This is a genomic window from Rhodococcus sp. BE178 (genome assembly GCF_050433545.1).
Lineage (GTDB): Bacteria > Actinomycetota > Actinomycetes > Mycobacteriales > Mycobacteriaceae > Prescottella.
On the sequence record NZ_JBNPXA010000008.1, the window covers coordinates 212387 to 230377 of the forward strand.

Genomic DNA, 17991 nt, shown 5'->3' on the forward strand with positions numbered 1-17991 from the left:
CGTTCACGGGCCGGAGCGTCACGCCGTTTCGGCGGCCGACCCCAGTCGGGGAAAGGGTTCGGTGGAGAACACGACCTCCACCGCCACGTCGAAGTAGGCGGCGATCCGCAACGCCAGATGCAGGCTGGGACTGTATTCGCCGCGCTCGAGGTAGCCGACGGTCTGATAGTGCACGCCGAGCGCCTCGGCCAGTTCCCGCCGCGATATCCCCCGCTCGGCGCGCAGCATCGCGATCCGGTTGTAGATGACTTCAGAAGGCACGCTGCATCGCCTTGTCCCGCCGCTCGGCCATGCTCGATCCTGATTCGTGACGCGCCATGCGTCGCAACACTACCGGCGCGATCAGCAGCCCCGCGACCGCCCAAACGCCCAGCACCGCGGCCGTCTCGAGGTGCCGCCAGGACTGGCCGATCTCGATCGCGGCCGCGTCGTCGGGCAGCAGCGCCGAACGCATGCCCAGGCCGACCCAGTAGATCGGGAACGCCTGACCCACGCCCTGGAGCCAGCCGGGCAGTGCGGTAATCGGATAGAAGATGCCCGAGATGGCGACGAGCGCCATCATCGGCATCGTCAGCAGGAAGGTGGCGCGCGGACCTTCGAGGACGCCGCCGAGGATCGCCCCGGCCGGCAGCGTGGCGAGCAGGCCGAGCAGCACCACCCAGACGAAGGTCGTCCACGCGCCCACCCCGTCCAGCGAAGACCCGCCGATGATCACCATCCCCGCCGCCACCACGATGGCCACCTGCACCAGAACCGATCCGGACGCGGAAAGGATCTTGCCGATGAAATAGCCGATCATGCCGTTGGGTGCCGCCTTGGCCCGCAGCAGTGTGCCGTCCTCCCGGTCGAGCACCAGCACGTTGGTTATCGCGAACACGCCATTGAACGCGATGATGCTGCCGATGAGGCCGGGCAGTGCCAGCTCGGCGATCGAGAGATCGCTGCCCGCGTATTCCCGGTTCCGCAGCAGGCAGAGCGCGGCGAGCGCGATCACCGGCATCGCGAACTGGCCGATGAGGTCGGGGGCGTTGGTGTACAGCTGACGGAACTCGATCCATCCACGGGTGAAACCGGCGCGGACAGCGGTACCTGTCGGGCTCATCGTGCGACCTCCGAGAGTGTGTGGACGGCGGCCTCGGCCTCGCCTGATTCCTGGCGGCGGACCAGCGTCATGTAGGTGTCTTCCAACGAGGCGCGGCGCACCTCCAGGTCCTCGATGCGCTCGCCGTGCTGCTTGAACAGTTCGTGGACGAACTTCGTGGACTCGGTGGTGGTGTGGACGAAACGCTGGTCGTCGACGGTCCATCGCACCTCGGCTTCGCCGGCGATCGTGCGTGACAGTTCGTCGGCGGAACCGTCGGCGATGATGCGGCCGCCCGCCAGGATCAGGATCCGGTCGGCGATCTTCTCCGCCTCGTCGAGGTCGTGGGTGGTGAGCAGCACCGTCGTGTTCTCGAGATCGGACAGGCGGTGCACCAGGTCGTGGAAGTCCCGGCGGGCCGCGGGGTCGAAGCCCGCGGTCGGCTCGTCCATGAACAGCAGTTCCGGACGGCCCACGATGCCGATCGCCACGTCCAGCCTGCGGCGCTGACCACCGGACAGTGTGGCGACCTTCGCGTCCGCCTGCGCGGTGAGCCCGACCAGGGCGATGAGTTCGTCTGTGTCCCAGGGCTCGCGAGATCGCTCCGCGAGATAGGGGCGGTAGAACGCGCCGAGATGGTCGAGCAGTTCGTGTACCCGCCACTTGGCGTGGTCGCGCCAGGACTGGAGGACGACACCGATCCGGGATCGCCACTGTTCGTCGCCGTGTTCGGGATCGGCGCCCAGGACGGCGACGCGGCCCGCCGAGCGTCTGCGGAAGCCTTCCAGGATCTCGATCGTGGTCGTCTTGCCCGCGCCGTTCGGGCCGAGCATGACCAGCACCTCGCCGCGCCGCGCCTGGAATGCCACGTCGCGCAGAACATCGACGTCGGCGTAGCGCATTCGCAGCGCGCCGACGTCGAGAACAACGTCGTTACTCAAAGCCATGAACCCTCCCCAGTCACGATCCTTCGATGATCTGTAGCATACCTACTACATTCTGCAGCGCTAGTGCTTCGTCGAATCCTCTCGAAACGGGCACGAGGACGTCGAGACCCGGGACCGCACACAACATGGAGATGGGGATGGCGTGGCAGCTCTATGCCCGGGATCCGTGCCGATCCGCGATCCCGCGCAGAGACCGGCAGTAGCATTGAGCCGACCACATCCGATCCACGGGATCGAGAAGTCATGGACCTGCACCTGGCCGGCAAGACCGCCGTCGTCACGGGCGCGAGCAAGGGCATCGGGCTTGCGGTGACCACAGCCCTGGCATCCGAGGGCACTCACGTCGTCGCCGGATCACGCACTCGCACTGCGGAAATCGAGTCGCTGGAGAACGACGGCAACGTCACGTTCGTTCCGTGTGACCTGTCCACGGCCGAGGGCCCGGTGGCCCTGATCGAGGCGGCCGCCGAGCGCGGCGGCGTGGACATCCTCGTCAACAACGCCGGCGCCGTGACGCCGCGGACCGGCGGATTTGCGAGCATCTCCGATGAGGACTGGCTGGCATCGCTGACCCTGACGTTCCTGTCCGCGGTGCGGACCACCCGCGCCGCGCTCCCCCAACTCGTCCGGCGCGGCGGCGGGGCCGTCGTGACCGTCAGCTCGGTCAACGCGTTCCTGCCCGATCCCGGGGTGGTCGACTACTCCGCTGCGAAGGCCGCACTCACCAACTTCTGCAAATCGCTTTCCAAAGAGGTTGCCGGTCAGAAGATTCGGGTCAACACGGTCAGCCCCGGACCGGTCACCACTGCGCTGTGGCTCGCCGACGACGGGGTCGCGTCCACCGTGGCCCGGGTCAGCGGCAGCACGGCGGAAGCGGTCGTCGAGGCCGCCGCCGCAGGGTCCGAGACCGGACGCTTCACCCGCCCCGACGAGGTGTCGGATCTGGTGCTGTACCTCGCGAGCGAGAGGGCCGGCAACATCACCGGGGCCGACGTCGTCATCGACGGCGGGCTGATCAAAACGCTGTGAGCACTGGGACAATCACGGACATGGAGCGCACGTTCGACAGTCTGGTTGCCGAAGCCGAGGCCGCATCGGTCGACGGCTGGGAATTCTCCTGGCTCGACGGCCGCGCCACCGAACAGCGCCCGTCGTGGGGCTATCAGCGCCTGCTGGGCGAGCGCCTCGCACGAGCGACGGCCGCACTCGATATCGAGACCGGCGGAGGGGAGGTTCTCGCGGGCGCCGGCGCGATTCCTCCGACGATGGCCGCGACGGAGTCCTGGCCAGCCAACCTCGCGAAGGCCACCGCGGTGCTGCACCCGTTGGGTGTGGTGGTGGTCGCGGCCTCGGACGAGCCACCACTACCGTTCGCGGACAACGCCTTCGATCTGGTCAGCAGCCGACATCCCAATACCGTGTCGTGGCCGGACATCGCGCGGGTGCTCGTCCCCGGCGGAACCTACCTGGCCCAGCACGTGGGTCACGAGAGCGTCTTCGAACTCGCCGAGTTCTTCCTCGGTCCGCAACCCGAGGCGCGGCGATCGAGGCATCCGGACACGGCCGCGTCCGAGGCGTGCGCCGCCGGGCTCGAGATCATGGATCTGCGTTTCGAGCGACTGCGCATGGAGTTCTTCGACATCGGAACGGTGGTCTACTTCCTACGGAAGGTGATCTGGATAGTTCCGGGCTTCACGGTCGATGCCTACCGTGACCGGTTGCGGGACCTCGACCGACACATCCGCGCGGAGGGGTCGTTCGTCGCCCATTCCACCCGATTTCTCATCGAGGCCCGCAAGCCGGACTGACGGAGCGGTCTCAGGACGCGCGCGCGGGACGATGCAGCCCGAACTTGGCCAGCGCCTCGTCGGCGGTCTCGGACGCGGTGACGAGCCCGCGGCGTTCGAGCCACGGCAGCGTGCCGTCGACCACACGCTCGAGCACCTTCGGGAGTGCGAGCGGCACCAGCGTCACCCCGTCCGCGACGTCGGCGGCGTGGATGTCGGCGATCAGGCTCGCGAGGCCGTCGGCGGTCCCGATGTAGGACAACGACGTCGGCAGGTGGGGCACTCCGAGGGTCTCGTCGAGCAACGCGAGTTCGGAACGCGCGCTTCGGGAATCGACGGCAAGGAGCGTCTCGACATCGACCAGCACGGTGATGCCGTCGGGGTCGCGCCCCTCGGCGGCCACCTCGGCTCGGATCCGGGCCCGGGTCTGCTGTGCCTCGCGCAGATCGGATGCCTGGACCCGGTAGACGACGGGCGGCTGCGCGGCCAGGTCGAGGTCATCGGGGCCGACGGTCAGGTCGACCCAGTAGTCGGGGTCGGTGAGCGGGACGTTGCTGGCGATACGGGCTGCGGCCGGGTGGTGTCCCGCGCCGGTCAGTTCGACAGCGACGCGGAGTGGGCGACGGTGCGCGGCCGTGGAGACGGAGGCAAAGAAGTTCTCGGACATGGCAATTCCTCGCAGGAAGGCAGGTACAGGGCGCGGAGCGATCAGCGCGTACACATGCCGGACGAGGTGCGGCACAGGTCGACGTGCCGGCGGGACCATTGACCGCCCGTGTTCGTCGACTCCATGTGCGTCACGCTAGCCGTCCCTTCGCGTCCCCACCACAGTTCGAATCACGGCGATTTCGGACGTGCCGTCTACACGCACTCGGCGGCGCCGGAGGTCCGCCCGGAGAACCCGCGGGTCTCGGGGACCGGGTTCCACAGTCCGTCGGTCTTGCCGTAGTTCCAGGTCTCCTCGCCGGCGGCGAGCTGGCGGACGGCCGCGATCAGGCGCTCGACGTCGGCCGAGCTGGTGCCCAGCCCGAGGCTGGCACGCACGGCACCGCCGGCGTGGCCGATGCGGCTGAGCAGCGGGTGAGCGCAGAAGCGGCCGTCGCGCACGCCGATTCCGTGTTCGGCGGACAGGAACGCGGCGATCCGGCCCGGCTCGAAGCCGTCGATCGTGAAGGTGACGATGCCGACGCTGTCCGGCGCATCCGACCACAGGCGCAGCAGGTGCACACCGTCGATCTCCGCGAGGCCGTCCGCGAGGCGGGTCGACAGCACACGCTCGTGCTCGACGACACGGTCGAAGTCCAAGGCGGACAGCGCGTCACACGCGGCCGCGAGCGCGGCGACACCGAGGACGTTGGGGCTGCCGGCCTCGTGGCGGGCGGGGGCGGGCGCCCAGCAGGTCTCGTCGATCGTCACCTCGCGGACAGCGCCGCCACCGGCGAGGTACGGCTGCGCGTCGTCGAGCCAGTCACGGCGGCCGACCAGTACGCCCGCACCGAAGGGTGCGTACAGCTTGTGGCCGGAGAAGGCCAGGTAGTCGACGCCGCACTCGGCGAGGTTCACGCGGCGGTGCGGGGTCAACTGCGCGCCGTCGACGAGGATCCGGGCGCCGCAGCGGTGCGCGATGTCGGCCAGTTCGGCGATCGGCAGCACCTCACCGGTGACGTTGGAGGCCCCGGTGATCGCGAGCAGCGCGGCGGGCTTGGCGCACAGTTCGGCGACCAGGCGACGGATCGTCTCGGCGACCGTGTCGGCAGCCTCGACGATGCGGGAGTTCTTCCACGGCAACAGGTTTGCATGGTGCTCGATGTCGAGGACGACGACATCGCCGGGCACGCAGTTCGCGAGCAGGTTGAGCGAGTCGGTGGTGTTGCGGGTGAAGACGACGACCTGGTCGGTGTCGGCTCCGACAAAGCGCTCCACCGATCCGCGGGCGTTCTCGTAGGCCTCGGTGCTCACGCGGGAGGCGTAGCCGGCGCCGCGATGCACGCTTGCGTAGAAGGGCAGCAGTTCCTGGACCCGGTCGGTGACCTGCGCCAGGGCCGGCGCGCTGGCCGCGTAGTCGAAGTTCGCATAGGTGCAGGTTCCACCCCCGACAAGCGGAACCTGCAGGTCACAGCCCGACACCCGAGCAATCGGGGCGGTGGCGCAGCAGGTATCGGCAGTCAGTACAGCAGTCATCACGACATCCTTCGAGTTCAGGACTCGTCGGCGATGAGAGTTGACGCCATCGGAGTCCGCGCTTGCCGCGGCCTTGTGGCCGACAGCCTGGTCGTCACCCGGAGCACCCCACCGCGGTTGGAGGGTTGCCGACCAGCTAGCCGGGGCTTGACGCTGGTACTCGTGACCTGGCAACGAGAATGGCAGAGGCGTCCGCGCCATGTCAACCCATCGTCAACCCTTCCGGAACGAGACGGTGGTCACATCTCGCCGAGTTCGGCGAGGCGCCGTTCGAGGAATCGTCGCGACGACGCGGTCCGCGCCGAGGACGCCGCGCGCCGATACTCGGCGACGGCGTCTCGGCGCCGGCCGGAGCGGCGCAGCAGGTCGGCTCGCACCGCGGCCACCGTGTGATCGAACCCGGCCGCACCCACTCCCCCGATCTCGTCCACCGCGACGATTCCGGCCTCGGGCCCATCCCGAAATCTCACTGCGACAGCCCGATTCAGTTGCACGGCGGGGGATTGTCCGAACCCGAGGAGACGGTCGTAGGCGGCGACGATCGCAGACCAGTCGGTATCGGCGAAGGTGGGAGCGACGGCGTGTGCCGCGGCGATGGAGGCCTCGACGGTATAGCGCCCGCCACCACCCGCGTAGGCAAAGATCAAGCGCGCCAATCCTTCCGAGATCCGAGACCGATCCCATCGGCCACGGTCCTGCTCGTCGAGCGGAACGGCTTCGCCGGAACTGTCGACGCGTGCGCGGCGGCGACTGTCCTGCAGGCACATCAGGGACGTGAGCCCCCCCAGACCTCCGGCGCGTCGGGCATCAGTTCACACAGCAGACGACCGAGCCGCAGCGACTCGTCACACAGCTCGCCGCGCACGCTCGCATCACCTGCGGTGGCCGAATACCCTTCCGTGAAAACGAGATAGACGCATGCGAGCACGGCGGGCAGACGTTCGGGGAGCAGGCCGTCGGACGGCACCCGCAGTGGGATGCCCGCGGTCCGGATCTTCGCCTTCGCCCGACTCAGCCGCTGCCCGACGGTGGGCTCCGGCTGCATGAACGCGCGGGCGATCTCGGCGGTGGTCAGCCCACACACCAGCCGCAGCGTCAGCGCCACCTGTGACGGTGCGGACAACGCCGGATGGCAACACGTGAAGATCAGCCGCAGCTGGTCGTCCGCCACCGGAGACACCTCCCCCGGGTCGCCGTCGTCCTCGGGCTGCTGCCGGAACGCGTCCTCCTCACGATCACCGCGCAGTCGCTCGCGACGTAGCCGGTCGATCGCGCGGTTCCGGGCGACCGTCGTGATCCATGCCCCCGGTTTGCGGGGCGTGCCGTCGACGGGCCACGTCCGCAGCGCCTCCGTGAACGCATCCTGCACCGCGTCCTCGGCGATCTCGATGTCCCCGACCAGGCGGGCGACGGTGGCCAGCGCCCGCCCGGATTCCTCCCGTAACACGCGCGTCAGTGCCACCGTCGCCGCCTCGGAGGTCATGCCTCGCTCACTCGGCGACGATCTGCCGGAGTTCGACGCACCCCTTGGGCCCGAGCGGGATCTGCGAGGCCAGCGCCACCGCGGTCTCCCGATCGGGCGCGGACAGCACGTAGAGACCGTTCGCGATCTCGTTGGCCTCGGTGAACGGCCCGTCCGTCAGCAGCATTTCCCCGCCGCGCAGTCGTACGGTCGTTGCCGACGCCGGCTGATACAGCGCCCCGGAACCCTTGATCCGGTCGCCCGCGATCTCGCCGAACCACTGATGTTCGGCCACGCGCGCGTCCCACTCGGCCGACCCCGGTTCGTTGGCGGACCCGAGAGGTTCACGCAGCAGCGCAGCCCACCACGTGTCATTCGGTTCGTCCACCGAATTCCAGAACACCATCGGCCACAACTCCACGTGCCCGGTCGAGACCTCGGGGATCTGCCGCACCAGGCTCAGCGCGGCGTCGAGGTCGGCGGCGTCGAACACGTAGTACCCGCCCACGACCTCGGCGGCGTCGGTGAACGGGCCGTCGGCGACGAGGGTGCGTCCGCCGTCGTGCCGAATGGCCGCTCCCTCGCTGGAGGGATACAGCCCGCCACCGGCAACGGCCTCCTGCGCCTTGGTCCAGAACTCCTGGTGCCGCGCCATCGACGCCTTGTGCTCATCGGTGCCCGGGATCGAGGTGCGACTGTCCTCCTCCGCTGCCAGCAATGCCAGGTAGTACATGTCGTCTCCTTCCGACGATGCGGGGCCCTTCACCCCACTTTCGTCAACACGACGTGCGCGACGCGCCGATTTCGACACAACCGGTGGAGAATCGTCACGAAGAACCGACCCCTGGAGGATGTCCACGCCGTCGGAGCGTGTTCATCAGCCGGACACCTGGTCGTGAGACAACCAGGTGCCCGCACAGCCAGGACCAGAGAGGGACGCCCCGGATTGTCTGCCCAGCCATCGACAAACCAGACTGATCCGCACCGGATGCACCGGATACCCGCCGAGATGCTCCGGTCCGCGCTCGCGCCCGCGCCACGCACGCTCATCGACATCCTCACCGCAACTGCCGAGGCGTACCCGGAGGCCACGGCGATCGACGACGGCCACCTGCCTCTGACGTACCGCGAACTGATCGGGCAACTGGAGACGGGCGCCCGCTGGCTCGCCGATGCCGGCGTCGGCGCGGGCGATCGGGTGGGTGTCCGGATGCCGTCGGGCTCCCGCGACCTGTACGTCGCGATCCTGTCGGTGCTCGCGGCCGGCGCGGCGTACGTGCCGGTGGACGCCGACGATCCCGACGAGCGCGCCGACCTGGTGTTCGGGGAGGCGCAGGTGGCGGCGATCCTCACCGCCGACGGCGTGCAACCCGGCACCGCACCTGCGCGTGCGGCAGCCCCGGAGGTCCGTCGTCCGACACCCGACGACGACGCCTGGATCATCTTCACGTCCGGCTCCACCGGCACCCCGAAGGGGGTCGCGGTCACGCACCGCAACGCCGCGGCCTTCGTCGACGCCGAGGCTCGGATGTTCCTGCAGGACAGCCCGATCGGGCCCGAGGATCGCGTCCTCGCGGGCCTGTCGGTGGCGTTCGACGCGTCGTGCGAGGAGATGTGGCTGGCGTGGCGGCACGGCGCCGCCCTGGTGCCGGCACCGCGCTCGCTGGTGCGCAGCGGCATGGATCTCGGCCCGTGGCTGGTCTCGCGCGATGTCACGGTCGTCTCCACCGTCCCCACGCTCGCGGCGCTGTGGCCGGCCGAGGCGCTCGAGGCCGTGCGGTTGTTGATCTTCGGCGGCGAGGCCTGCCCGCCGGACCTGGCCGAGCGGCTCGCGGTGCCCGGACGCGAGGTGTGGAACACGTACGGGCCCACCGAGGCCACCGTCGTCGCGTGCGGCGCGCTCATGGACGGCACCGGCCCGGTCCGGATCGGCCTGCCGCTCGACGGCTGGGACCTCGCCGTGGTCGACGGGTCCGGCGAACCGGTCGCCGAGGGCGACGTGGGCGAACTCGTCATCGGGGGTGTCGGGCTCGCCCGGTACCTCGACCCGGCGAAGGACGCCGAGAAGTACGCGCCGATGCCGACCCTGGGCTGGGACCGCGCGTACCGCAGCGGCGACCTGGTCCGCCTCGACACGGCCGGTCTGCTGTTCCAGGGCCGCGCCGACGACCAGGTGAAGCTGGGTGGCCGGCGCATCGAACTGGGCGAGGTCGACAACGCGCTGCAGAACCTGCCCGGCGTCAGCGGCGCCGCGGCCGCGGTCCGCAAGACCGCGGCGGGCACCTCTGTCCTCGTCGGGTACCTCGCGAGCACCGATCCGGACTTCGACGTCAGGGCGGCGCGGGACCAGCTGGCCGAGCAGCTGCCCGCGGCCCTGGTGCCGCGGCTCGCGCTGGTCGACGAGCTGCCCACCCGTACGTCGGGCAAGGTCGATCGGAACGCGCTGCCGTGGCCGCTGCCCGGTGCCCGCGAAGACACGGTCGATCCGGCCCTCAGCCTCGACGGCACCGCCGCCTGGGTCGCCGGGCTGTGGGCGTCGATCCTCGGCGCGGGTGTCACCGGCCCCGACGACGACTTCTTCGAGATGGGCGGCGGCTCACTGTCCGCGGCGCAGCTCGTCACGGCGCTGCGCGAGCGCTTCCCCGAGATCACCGTCGCCCAGCTGTACGACCATCCGCGGCTCGGCTCGCTCGCCGGCTTCCTCGACGAACTCTCCCCCACCGAGACCGTCGAACCGCGCCACGTCGCGCCGACGCCGCTGCGCGCGCAGCTCGCGCAGATCGCGGCCACGGTGCCGCTCACGACGCTCACGGGTCTGCAGTGGATCACGTGGCTGGCGATCGCCGGCAACGTGCTGTCGTGGCTGGATGTGCCGTGGGCACCGACACTGTCGTGGTGGTGGGTGGCGCTCGCCTTCTTCCTGTTCATCACCCCGCTGGGACGGATGGGCATCGCGGTACTCGGGGCGCGCACGCTGCTGCGCGGCCTGAATCCGGGCACCTATCGACGCGGCGGCAGCGAACACCTGCGGCTGTGGATCGCGCTGCGCCTGGTCGAGGCCAGCGGTGCCGACAACCTGTCGGGTGCGCCGTGGATGCTGTACTTCGCGCGCGCCCTCGGCGCGCGGGTGGGTAACGGCGTCGACCTGCACACCCTGCCACCGGTCACGGGCATGCTCGTACTCGGCGACGGCTGCTCGGTCGAACCCGAAGTGGACCTGTCCGGGCACTGGATCGACGGCGACGTCGTGCACATCGGTGAGATCCGGATCGGCAACGGCGCCACCGTCGGCGCCCGCTCCACGCTGTTGCCCGGCGCCCGGATCGGCCGCGGCGCCGAGGTCGCGCCCGGCTCGGCGGTGTTCGGGAAGGTCAAGGCCGACCAGCACTGGGCCGGGTCCCCGGCGGTGAAGGTAGGCAAGGCGACGCACCCGTGGCCCGACCACACACCGCGCCGCGCCCCGCACTGGGTGCCGATCTTCGGCGTCACGTCCGTGGTGCTGGCGGGCATGCCGATCTTCGGCCTCGCCGCCGGCATCCTGCTCGTCGGCTGGTGGATCCGCGACGCCGCCGACCTCGGGGATGCGGCCCTGTGGTCCCTGGCGATCCTGCCGGTCGCGACGGTCCTGTCGCTGTTCGTCTTCGCCGCGCTGACGGTGATCGCGGTGCGGCTGCTGTCGATCGGACTCACCGAGGGCTACCACCCCGTCCGCAGCCGGGTCGGCTGGCAGGTCTGGGCCACCGAGCGGCTCATGGACTCGGCCCGCACCTTCCTGTTCCCGCTGTACGCGAGCCTGCTCACGCCGCTCTGGCTGCGACTGCTCGGCGCCAAGGTCGGCCGCAACACCGAGATCTCGACGGCGCTGGTGCTGCCGAAGTTCACCACCGTCGCCGACGGCGCATTCCTTGCCGACGACACCATGGTCGCGAGTTACGAACTCGGCGGCGGGTGGATGCGGGTCGAGCCCGCGAAGGTCGGCAAGCGCGCGTTCCTCGGCAACTCCGGCATGGCCGGCCCGGGCCGACGCGTGCCCAAGAACGGCCTCGTCGCGGTGCTGTCCGCAGCGCCCAGCAAGGCGAAGTCGGGATCGTCGTGGCTGGGCAGCCCGCCGGTGCGGCTGCGCCGGGCGGCCACCGAGTCCGACGCGTCCCGCACGTTCGCCCCGCCGCTGCGGCTCAAGATCGCCCGCGCGGTGGTCGAGACGTGCCGGCTGATCCCGGTGATGGTGACGTTCGGGATCGGTCTCGGCGTCCTGTTCGCCCTCGCGTGGCTGGTGTCGGTCGGCGGGTTCGCTCTCGCGGCGCTCGGCGGCGGCGTGGTCCTGATGATCGCGGGCGCCGTCGCCGGCGCGGTATCGGTGGCGGCCAAGTGGCTGGTCGTCGGCCGGATCGGCGCGGTCGAACATCCGCTGTGGAGTTCGTTCGTGTGGCGCAACGAGGTGTCCGACGCGTTCGTCGAAACCGTTGCCGCACCGTGGTTCGCGCGGGCCGCCAACGGCACCGCGGTGATGAACGTATGGCTGCGCGGACTCGGCGCGACGATCGGCCGCGGCGTGTGGTGCGAGACGTACTGGCTGCCCGAGGCCGACCTGGTGACCCTCGGCGACGGCGCCACCGTCGAGCGAGGGTGCGTCGTGCAGACGCACCTGTTCCATGATCGGATCATGTCCATGGACACCGTCACGCTGGGCGCCGGCGCCACCCTCGGGCCGCACTGTGTCGCACTGCCCGCCGCGGGACTGGGCGACGGCGCCACCGTCGGCCCGGCCTCGCTCGTGATGCGCGGCGACACCGTCCCGCCGTCCACCCGCTGGCAGGGCAATCCGATTGCACCGTGGCCGGATTCGACGACGAACGGGGGCACTCGATGAAGCCCGGCAAGTTCTACGAGGAACCGATCGATCCGTACCTGCCGCAGAACGGCAACCGCGGCTACCGGGTCTCCCGATACGAACTCGACCTCACGTACAAGGTCCCCAGCAACCGGTTGTCCGGCAAGGCGTCGATCACGGCCACCACCACCGACGTCCGAGGCAAGTTCTCGCTCGATCTCGCGCAGACGATGCAGGTGTCGAAGGTGTCGGTCAACGGTGGCCGCGGCGCCAAGTACACGCACCGTGACGGCAAGCTCACGATCACGCCGGCACAGAAGATCCCAGCGGGCGGCCTGCTCGCGATCACCGTCCAGTACGGGGGCAACCCCGAACCGATCACCACCATGTGGGGCGACGTCGGCTGGGAGGAGCTGGACGAGGGGTCCCTCGTCGCGAGCCAGCCCAACGGCGCCGCGTCGTGGTTCCCGTGCGACGACCATCCGAGTTCCAAAGCCAGCTACAACATCTCGATCACCACCGACTCGCCGTACCACGCCGTCGCGAACGGGACGCTGGTCAGGAAGCAGACCCGCGCGAGCCACACCACGTGGGTGTACGAGCAGGCCGAGCCGATGTCGAGCTACCTGGCGACCATCCAGATCGGACCGTACGAGCGCCGACGCGTCGGCCACGGCAGGGTGCCGATCCACGCACTGCACCCCAAGGAACTGCGGGTGCCGTTCGACCACGACTTCGCCCGGCAGCCCGAGATGATGGACGTCTTCGAGAGGCTCTTCGGCCCCTACCCGTTCGAGGACTACTCCGTGGTCGTGACCGGCGACGAACTGGAGATCCCGATCGAGGCGCAGGGCCTGTCGATCTTCGGCGCCAACCATTGCGACGGCGTACGCGGCTCCGAACGTCTTGTCGCGCACGAGCTTGCGCACCAGTGGTTCGGCAACAGCCTCACCCTCGGCATGTGGAAGGACATCTGGCTGCACGAGGGTTTCGCCTGCTACGCCGAGTGGCTCTGGTCGGAGAACTCCGGTGGCCCCGACGCCCACACCCACGCGCAGCAGGCGCACCGCGGGCTCGCCGGTAAACCGCAGGACATCCTGCTCGGCGATCCCGGACCGCGGCTGATGTTCGACGACCGCATCTACAAGCGCGGCGCCCTCACCCTGCATGCGTTGCGGCAGCAGATCGGCGACGACGCCTTCTTCGCGCTGCTGCAGAAGTGGACCGCGAAATACCGGCACTCGACGGTCTCCACCGAGCAGTTCACCGACCTGGCAGCGCATTTCACCGACAAGCCGCTGCGCCCGCTGTGGGACGCGTGGCTCACGGCGAAGCCGCTACCGGCGCTCTGACGCCTCCGCGGCGACCGCCGCCGGCAGGTCCGCACGCCACTTCACGACGACCAGGACGAGGCTCGCGGCAGCCACGATCGCGCCGATCACGAACATCATCGGGTACGTCAGCGCCGGGTTGGTCTCGGCGATCACCGCCATCACCGCGGGCACGGCGAACCCCAGGTAGCTCAGCGAGTAGAAGACCGCGGTGAGACCGGCGAGATCGTCCGGGCCGGCGATCCGCTGGATCTCCTGCAGCCCCGACACCAGCGCCATGCCGTAGCCACAGCCGAGGACCGCGGCCGCAATCATCGCGAGCGGCACCGTCAACGCACTGGATGCGACGGCTGCGAGCGACATGCCCGCGACCAGGACCGCGAGCGCCACCGCGACGGCCCGCGCGTTCAGCGGGGTGTCGATCCGACGGCCGACGGCCTGGATCGCGAACCCGGATCCGAGTCCGATCACGCACAGCAGCGCCGAGAACGCGATGGGCGCCCCACCGCTGCGCGACGTCATCAGCGCGGGCAGCACCGCATACGCCGACGCGGCCGCACCGAACACCCACGGCGCCACCGGCGCCGCGACGTACAGGAACCGGCGGTGTCCGGCGGACGGGATCTTCAGATCGGCGGCCAGTCGTCCGCGGTCGGCCTTCGGCACCGCCGCCCGGGTCTCCGGTGCGCGCAGCATCGCGATGCCCGCGGCCAACGCGATCGCGATGTGCACCGCGTACGGGAACGCACTGGGCCACGGCCCCCACTGCGCGAGCACACCGGCGATGCCGGCGCCGACACCGAATCCGGCGGTCAGGCTCATCGCGGCCCGTCGCGCACCCGACCCCGGCCCGGCCTTCGGGTCGTATTCCGGACTCGAGAGTTCCTTGACCCAACTGCCGCCGACGGCCATGCCGAGGCCGAGCGCCACACCGGACAGGATGCGACCCACGATCAGCATGGGTGCCGAATCGGGCGCGGACGCCAGCACCAGCGACCCGGCCACCGCGATGAACGGCGCGGGCAGCATCAGCGCCCGCCGACCGAGTCGATCCGACAGCGGTCCGCCGATCAGCAGCGCCGGAACGATGCCGAACACGTACGCGAACAGAAAGGTGTCGACGACGACCTGCGTGAAACCGTGATCGAGCTTGTACATCACCAGCAACGGGGTGAACTCGTTGCCGCCCCACGCGACGGCGAACATGCCCGCGGCCACCAGCGCCCAGGACCGCGTCCGGGTCGGCTTCGCCGACGCGGTGGTGGTGGTGGACTCGTCGACCGCGGTCATCGGATCCCTCCGTTCCCCAGTGAGTGCACCTCACGCATGTGTCGTCCGACAGCCGACGCGAAGCCCTCGGCATCACCGGCCTCGATCAGGTCCGCCAGGCGGGTGTGATCCTCGACGATCTTGGTGATCTGGTCGGGATCCCGAGCCAGGGAATGCGCGGTCATCCGGCGTTGCCGCTCGCGCAGACCGTCGTAGAAACTCTCGAGCAGCGGGTTGCCGCCGGCGCGCACCAGCGCGCGGTGGAAGTCGGCATCCAGCGTGCTGAACCGCGCGGCATCCCCCCGCGCGGCCGTGTCGCGCTGCTCCTCCAGATTGGCCCGCAGCGCCGCGACCAGCGCCTCTCGGGCACGCGGGCTCGCGGCGACGGCCTGCGCGGCATGGACCTCGATGAGCAGACGCGCATCGACGACGTGCTCAGCCTCCCCCTCCGCAACGGGCACGATCAGCGCACCGCGCTTCGGGTACAGCCGCATCCAGCCCTCGGCCTCGAGCCGCAGGAACGCCTCACGTACCGGCGTCCGACTCGAGCCCATCCGCGTGGCGATCTCGCCCTCGCTGATCAGCTCGCCGCCCGGGAGCTCCCCGGACAGGATGAGTTCCTTCACCTCGCGGTACGCGAGCTCGGCAGCCGAATACAACTTAGACACAAGATGTATTTATACGCCTTGCGAAGGATCTCCCGGGACCCGGGGGTCAGGCTGTCGAGCCCACCTTCGGAGCACGAGCCTGCGCGGAATACCGCCCACCGTTGCGAAGAATGTCGATCGGATGGTCGAAGCACTCGCTGATGCGCTCGGTGGTGATCACCGACGCTGCGGACCCCTGCGCGATGATGACGCCGTCACGTATCAGGATCGCGTGCGTGGTGGTCGTCGGGATCTCCTCGATGTGGTGGGTCACCAGGATGCTGGCCATCGACGGATGCTGCGCACGCATCTCGTCGAGCGCGGTCAGCAACTGCTCCCGAGCCGCGAGGTCCAGCCCGGTGGCGGGCTCGTCGAGCAGCAGGACCGGCGGGTCCGGCATCAACGCCCGCGCGATCAATGCCCGGCCCCGCTCCCCCTGCGACAGGACCGGCCAGCGCGCTTCGAGCCGCTCCGACATGCCCATCATCGCGATCAATTCCTCCGCCCGCTCCCGGTCCGCCTCGGTGGGCTGCCACCGCTGCGCGAACTCGGGGGTGTTCGTCAGCCCGGTGAGGACGATGTCGCGCACGGTCAGCGGACGTTCGACGACGTGCCGCGGGTTGACGTGCCCGATGTGCGAGCGCAGCTCGCGCATGTCGACGCGGCCCAGTCGGTGGCCGAGCACGTGCACGGTGCCTCGGGTGGGATGGGCGACCGCACCGAGCAGGCTCAGCAGCGTGCTCTTGCCGGCACCGTTGGCGCCCAGCAACACCCAGTGCTGCCCCTGCTCGATCTGGACGTCGATCCCGTTCAGCAGCGGACGTCCGTCGCGCACGAGGTCGACGTTCTCGGCGCTCAGCAAAACCTCTCGGTGGATCCGGGTACTCACGGGCGTGGTCCTTCCTCACGAAGCGTGGCCATCACGGGATCGAGGTTCGCCTCCGTTGCGGCGACCGCGGCCGTCGGGTCGCCCTCCCCGAGGGCGTGGACCAGCGCGTCGTGTGCACAGGCGGTGTCCGGTATCGGTTCGTTCCGGACCATCTCGACGAGCACCTCGTGCAGAACCGGCCGAACGGAGGCGAAGAGCGCGGACAGCACCGAGTTGCCGGCGAGTTCGACGACCGCCTGGTGGAAGTCGAGATCGGCTTCGACGAACGCCTCGGCGTCGAGCGGTTGCCGGGCATGACGCTCGGCCAGCTGACGCCGGACCTTTGCGAGATCCTCCGGGTGAGCACGCTCGGCGGCGAGCCGGGCCGCCTCCGCCTCGAGCGCGCGGCGCACCTCCAGGACCTCGAGGATGCGCGAGCGGCGCAACAACTGCTCCAGACCTGGATCGCCGGTCTGGGGCTCCACGACGAACGTCCCGATTCCACGCCGTACGTCCAGCAGTCCGTCGCGGACGAGCAACCGGACAGCCTCCCGGACGGAGGATCGGCCGACACCGATCTCGGTTGCCAGTTCCGTCTCACTCGGTATCCGCTCGCCGACCGCCCATTCACCGGTACGGATCCGCTGCGCCAGCAACGCTTCCAGCTGCGGAACCAACGGCCCACTGTGCAATGCGTGCTCAGTCACGACGACCACCTCCGATCGCCAGCGTATAGACATCAGACGTCTGATGTCTATGCCGCGAGGGGCCTGAACCTACTATTCGACGAATGGAACCAGTGCATCTCGCGATCGCCCCCGTCGACCGACGAGAGGGATCACGGGTCGGCGGGAATCCGCCGCGGTGTTTCGCCGGCGACACACTGGTCGAGACCCACGACTACCTGCTCACCCTGGCGGCAAGTGCGGCCGAGTGGCTCCTGGGACGGGAACTGTCGGTGTTCGTCCGGCGAGGGTTCACGATCGGCGACGACGACCTGGAGTACCCCGATATCGGGGTACACGCGGTCCTGCACGAGCCGTCCGGTCGCGGCGACGGGATCGTCGGCCGGCACCCGGGGCTGGGCAGCGCTGCGCTGATCTCCGCACCGGTCGACGCGGAGGAAGCGCCGTTCGTGCGGATCGCCAGGGATCCCGTCCTGATCCAGAACGAACCGTCCTATGCGCACGCCGTGGAGGCCGACGGGTATCGATTCTTGTTCCAGGTGAACGAGGAGGGGTGGCCGGTCTCCGACGCACCGGACCCGGAATTCGTAGAGGAATACCTGTTCGGTTACGGCTCGGCGTACTTCTACGGGCGACTCGACAGCAAGGGGGCGGCCCAGATTGTCGTCCCGGGATTTTTCGACTTCTGATGCCGCCGAATGGCGTCGAAATCTCGCGCATTGCGGACGGAGAATGGCCGAGAAGGGTCGTGGTACGGAAATGCCGAAGGCCCCCACCCTGATGGGTGGGGGCCTTCGGTGAAAGGGTGTTCGGCGGTGTCCTACTCTCCCACACCCTGTCGGGTGCAGTACCATCGGCGCTGGAGGGCTTAGCTTCCGGGTTCGGAATGGGACCGGGCGTT

The 17991-nt window shown here is 69.6% G+C and carries 16 protein-coding genes, 1 rRNA gene, 1 pseudogene and 1 riboswitch; of the genes and pseudogenes, 5 read left to right on the forward strand and 13 right to left on the reverse strand.

Annotation, left to right across the window (positions count from 1 at the left end):
• Positions 1 to 18: 18 nt before the first annotated feature.
• The 3 genes from J2X34_RS16430 to J2X34_RS16440 are packed head-to-tail and all read right to left on the reverse strand — an operon-like array spanning position 19 to position 2028.
• On the reverse strand, positions 19 to 261 hold the full coding sequence (locus J2X34_RS16430; RefSeq protein WP_174907927.1) for a helix-turn-helix transcriptional regulator: 243 nt from the start codon (positions 259 to 261) through the stop codon (positions 19 to 21).
• On the reverse strand, positions 251 to 1102 hold the full coding sequence (locus J2X34_RS16435; protein WP_429518394.1) for an ABC transporter permease: 852 nt from the start codon (positions 1100 to 1102) through the stop codon (positions 251 to 253). Before J2X34_RS16435 ends, J2X34_RS16430 begins: the two co-directional genes overlap by 11 nt.
• Complete coding sequence (locus J2X34_RS16440) at positions 1099 to 2028, reverse strand: ABC transporter ATP-binding protein (RefSeq protein ID WP_114723461.1); 930 nt, start codon at positions 2026 to 2028, stop codon at positions 1099 to 1101. Before J2X34_RS16440 ends, J2X34_RS16435 begins: the two co-directional genes overlap by 4 nt.
• Positions 2029 to 2271: 243 nt before the next feature.
• Here J2X34_RS16440 and J2X34_RS16445 point away from each other — a divergent pair, with 243 nt between their 5' ends.
• Together J2X34_RS16445 and J2X34_RS16450 are read left to right on the forward strand one after the other, a co-directional pair.
• On the forward strand, positions 2272 to 3057 hold the full coding sequence (locus J2X34_RS16445; RefSeq protein WP_429518397.1) for an oxidoreductase: 786 nt from the start codon (positions 2272 to 2274) through the stop codon (positions 3055 to 3057).
• 20 nt (positions 3058 to 3077) lie between these two features.
• The gene (locus tag J2X34_RS16450; protein ID WP_429518399.1) at positions 3078 to 3836 is read left to right on the forward strand and encodes a methyltransferase domain-containing protein; all 759 of its coding nucleotides are present in this window, start codon (positions 3078 to 3080) and stop codon (positions 3834 to 3836) included.
• A gap of 10 nt (positions 3837 to 3846) precedes the next feature.
• Here the strand turns inward: J2X34_RS16450 and J2X34_RS16455 are convergent, their stop codons facing one another.
• From J2X34_RS16455 to J2X34_RS16475, 5 genes and pseudogenes are all read right to left on the reverse strand, one after another.
• Positions 3847 to 4482, reverse strand: coding sequence for a hypothetical protein (locus J2X34_RS16455; RefSeq protein ID WP_429518401.1), 636 nt, complete (start codon positions 4480 to 4482; stop codon positions 3847 to 3849).
• A gap of 41 nt (positions 4483 to 4523) precedes the next feature.
• Positions 4524 to 4607: a putative leader peptide gene (locus J2X34_RS16460; protein ID WP_368077044.1), complete on the reverse strand. Its 84-nt coding sequence runs from the start codon at positions 4605 to 4607 to the stop codon at positions 4524 to 4526.
• 69 nt (positions 4608 to 4676) lie between these two features.
• Positions 4677 to 5996 (reverse strand): aminotransferase class V-fold PLP-dependent enzyme, encoded by a 1320-nt coding sequence (locus tag J2X34_RS16465; protein WP_174907916.1) that lies wholly within the window; start codon positions 5994 to 5996, stop codon positions 4677 to 4679.
• A gap of 53 nt (positions 5997 to 6049) precedes the next feature.
• Positions 6050 to 6164, reverse strand: a riboswitch (SAM riboswitch).
• Positions 6165 to 6235: 71 nt separating this feature from the next.
• Positions 6236 to 7479: pseudogene (locus J2X34_RS16470) on the reverse strand (RNA polymerase sigma factor).
• A 7-nt stretch (positions 7480 to 7486) separates the two neighbouring features.
• On the reverse strand, positions 7487 to 8191 hold the full coding sequence (locus J2X34_RS16475; RefSeq protein ID WP_429518403.1) for a YciI family protein: 705 nt from the start codon (positions 8189 to 8191) through the stop codon (positions 7487 to 7489).
• Positions 8192 to 8446: 255 nt separating this feature from the next.
• Between J2X34_RS16475 and J2X34_RS16480 the strand changes: the two genes are divergently transcribed.
• The gene (locus J2X34_RS16480; protein WP_181818891.1) at positions 8447 to 12328 is read left to right on the forward strand and encodes a Pls/PosA family non-ribosomal peptide synthetase; all 3882 of its coding nucleotides are present in this window, start codon (positions 8447 to 8449) and stop codon (positions 12326 to 12328) included.
• Positions 12325 to 13641, forward strand: a complete 1317-nt coding sequence (locus tag J2X34_RS16485) for a M1 family metallopeptidase (RefSeq protein WP_429518429.1) — start codon at positions 12325 to 12327, stop codon at positions 13639 to 13641. The genes J2X34_RS16480 and J2X34_RS16485 overlap by 4 nt, the downstream gene beginning before the upstream one ends.
• Here J2X34_RS16485 and J2X34_RS16490 read toward each other — a convergent pair.
• From J2X34_RS16490 to J2X34_RS16505, 4 genes are read right to left on the reverse strand one after another with little or no spacing between them, the layout of a single operon-like run.
• Positions 13627 to 14910, reverse strand: a complete 1284-nt coding sequence (locus J2X34_RS16490; protein ID WP_114723466.1) for an MFS transporter — start codon at positions 14908 to 14910, stop codon at positions 13627 to 13629. The genes J2X34_RS16485 and J2X34_RS16490 overlap by 15 nt on opposite strands.
• Positions 14907 to 15557: a GntR family transcriptional regulator gene (locus tag J2X34_RS16495; RefSeq protein WP_114723467.1), complete on the reverse strand. Its 651-nt coding sequence runs from the start codon at positions 15555 to 15557 to the stop codon at positions 14907 to 14909. The genes J2X34_RS16490 and J2X34_RS16495 overlap by 4 nt, the downstream gene beginning before the upstream one ends.
• A gap of 46 nt (positions 15558 to 15603) precedes the next feature.
• A complete protein-coding gene (locus J2X34_RS16500) occupies positions 15604 to 16425 on the reverse strand; it encodes an ABC transporter ATP-binding protein (RefSeq protein ID WP_429518406.1) in 822 nt (273 codons plus the stop codon).
• Positions 16422 to 17111 carry a FadR/GntR family transcriptional regulator gene (locus tag J2X34_RS16505; protein WP_429518408.1) on the reverse strand — a complete coding sequence of 230 codons (690 nt, stop codon included), beginning with the start codon at positions 17109 to 17111 and terminating at the stop codon, positions 16422 to 16424. The genes J2X34_RS16500 and J2X34_RS16505 overlap by 4 nt, the downstream gene beginning before the upstream one ends.
• Before the next feature lie 83 nt (positions 17112 to 17194).
• Here J2X34_RS16505 and J2X34_RS16510 point away from each other — a divergent pair, with 83 nt between their 5' ends.
• Positions 17195 to 17779, forward strand: coding sequence for a hypothetical protein (locus J2X34_RS16510; protein ID WP_429518410.1), 585 nt, complete (start codon positions 17195 to 17197; stop codon positions 17777 to 17779).
• 118 nt (positions 17780 to 17897) lie between these two features.
• On the opposite strand, the gene rrf is transcribed toward J2X34_RS16510, so the two are convergent.
• Positions 17898 to 17991: ribosomal RNA gene (rrf, locus tag J2X34_RS16515) — 5S ribosomal RNA — on the reverse strand; the annotation flags it as partial.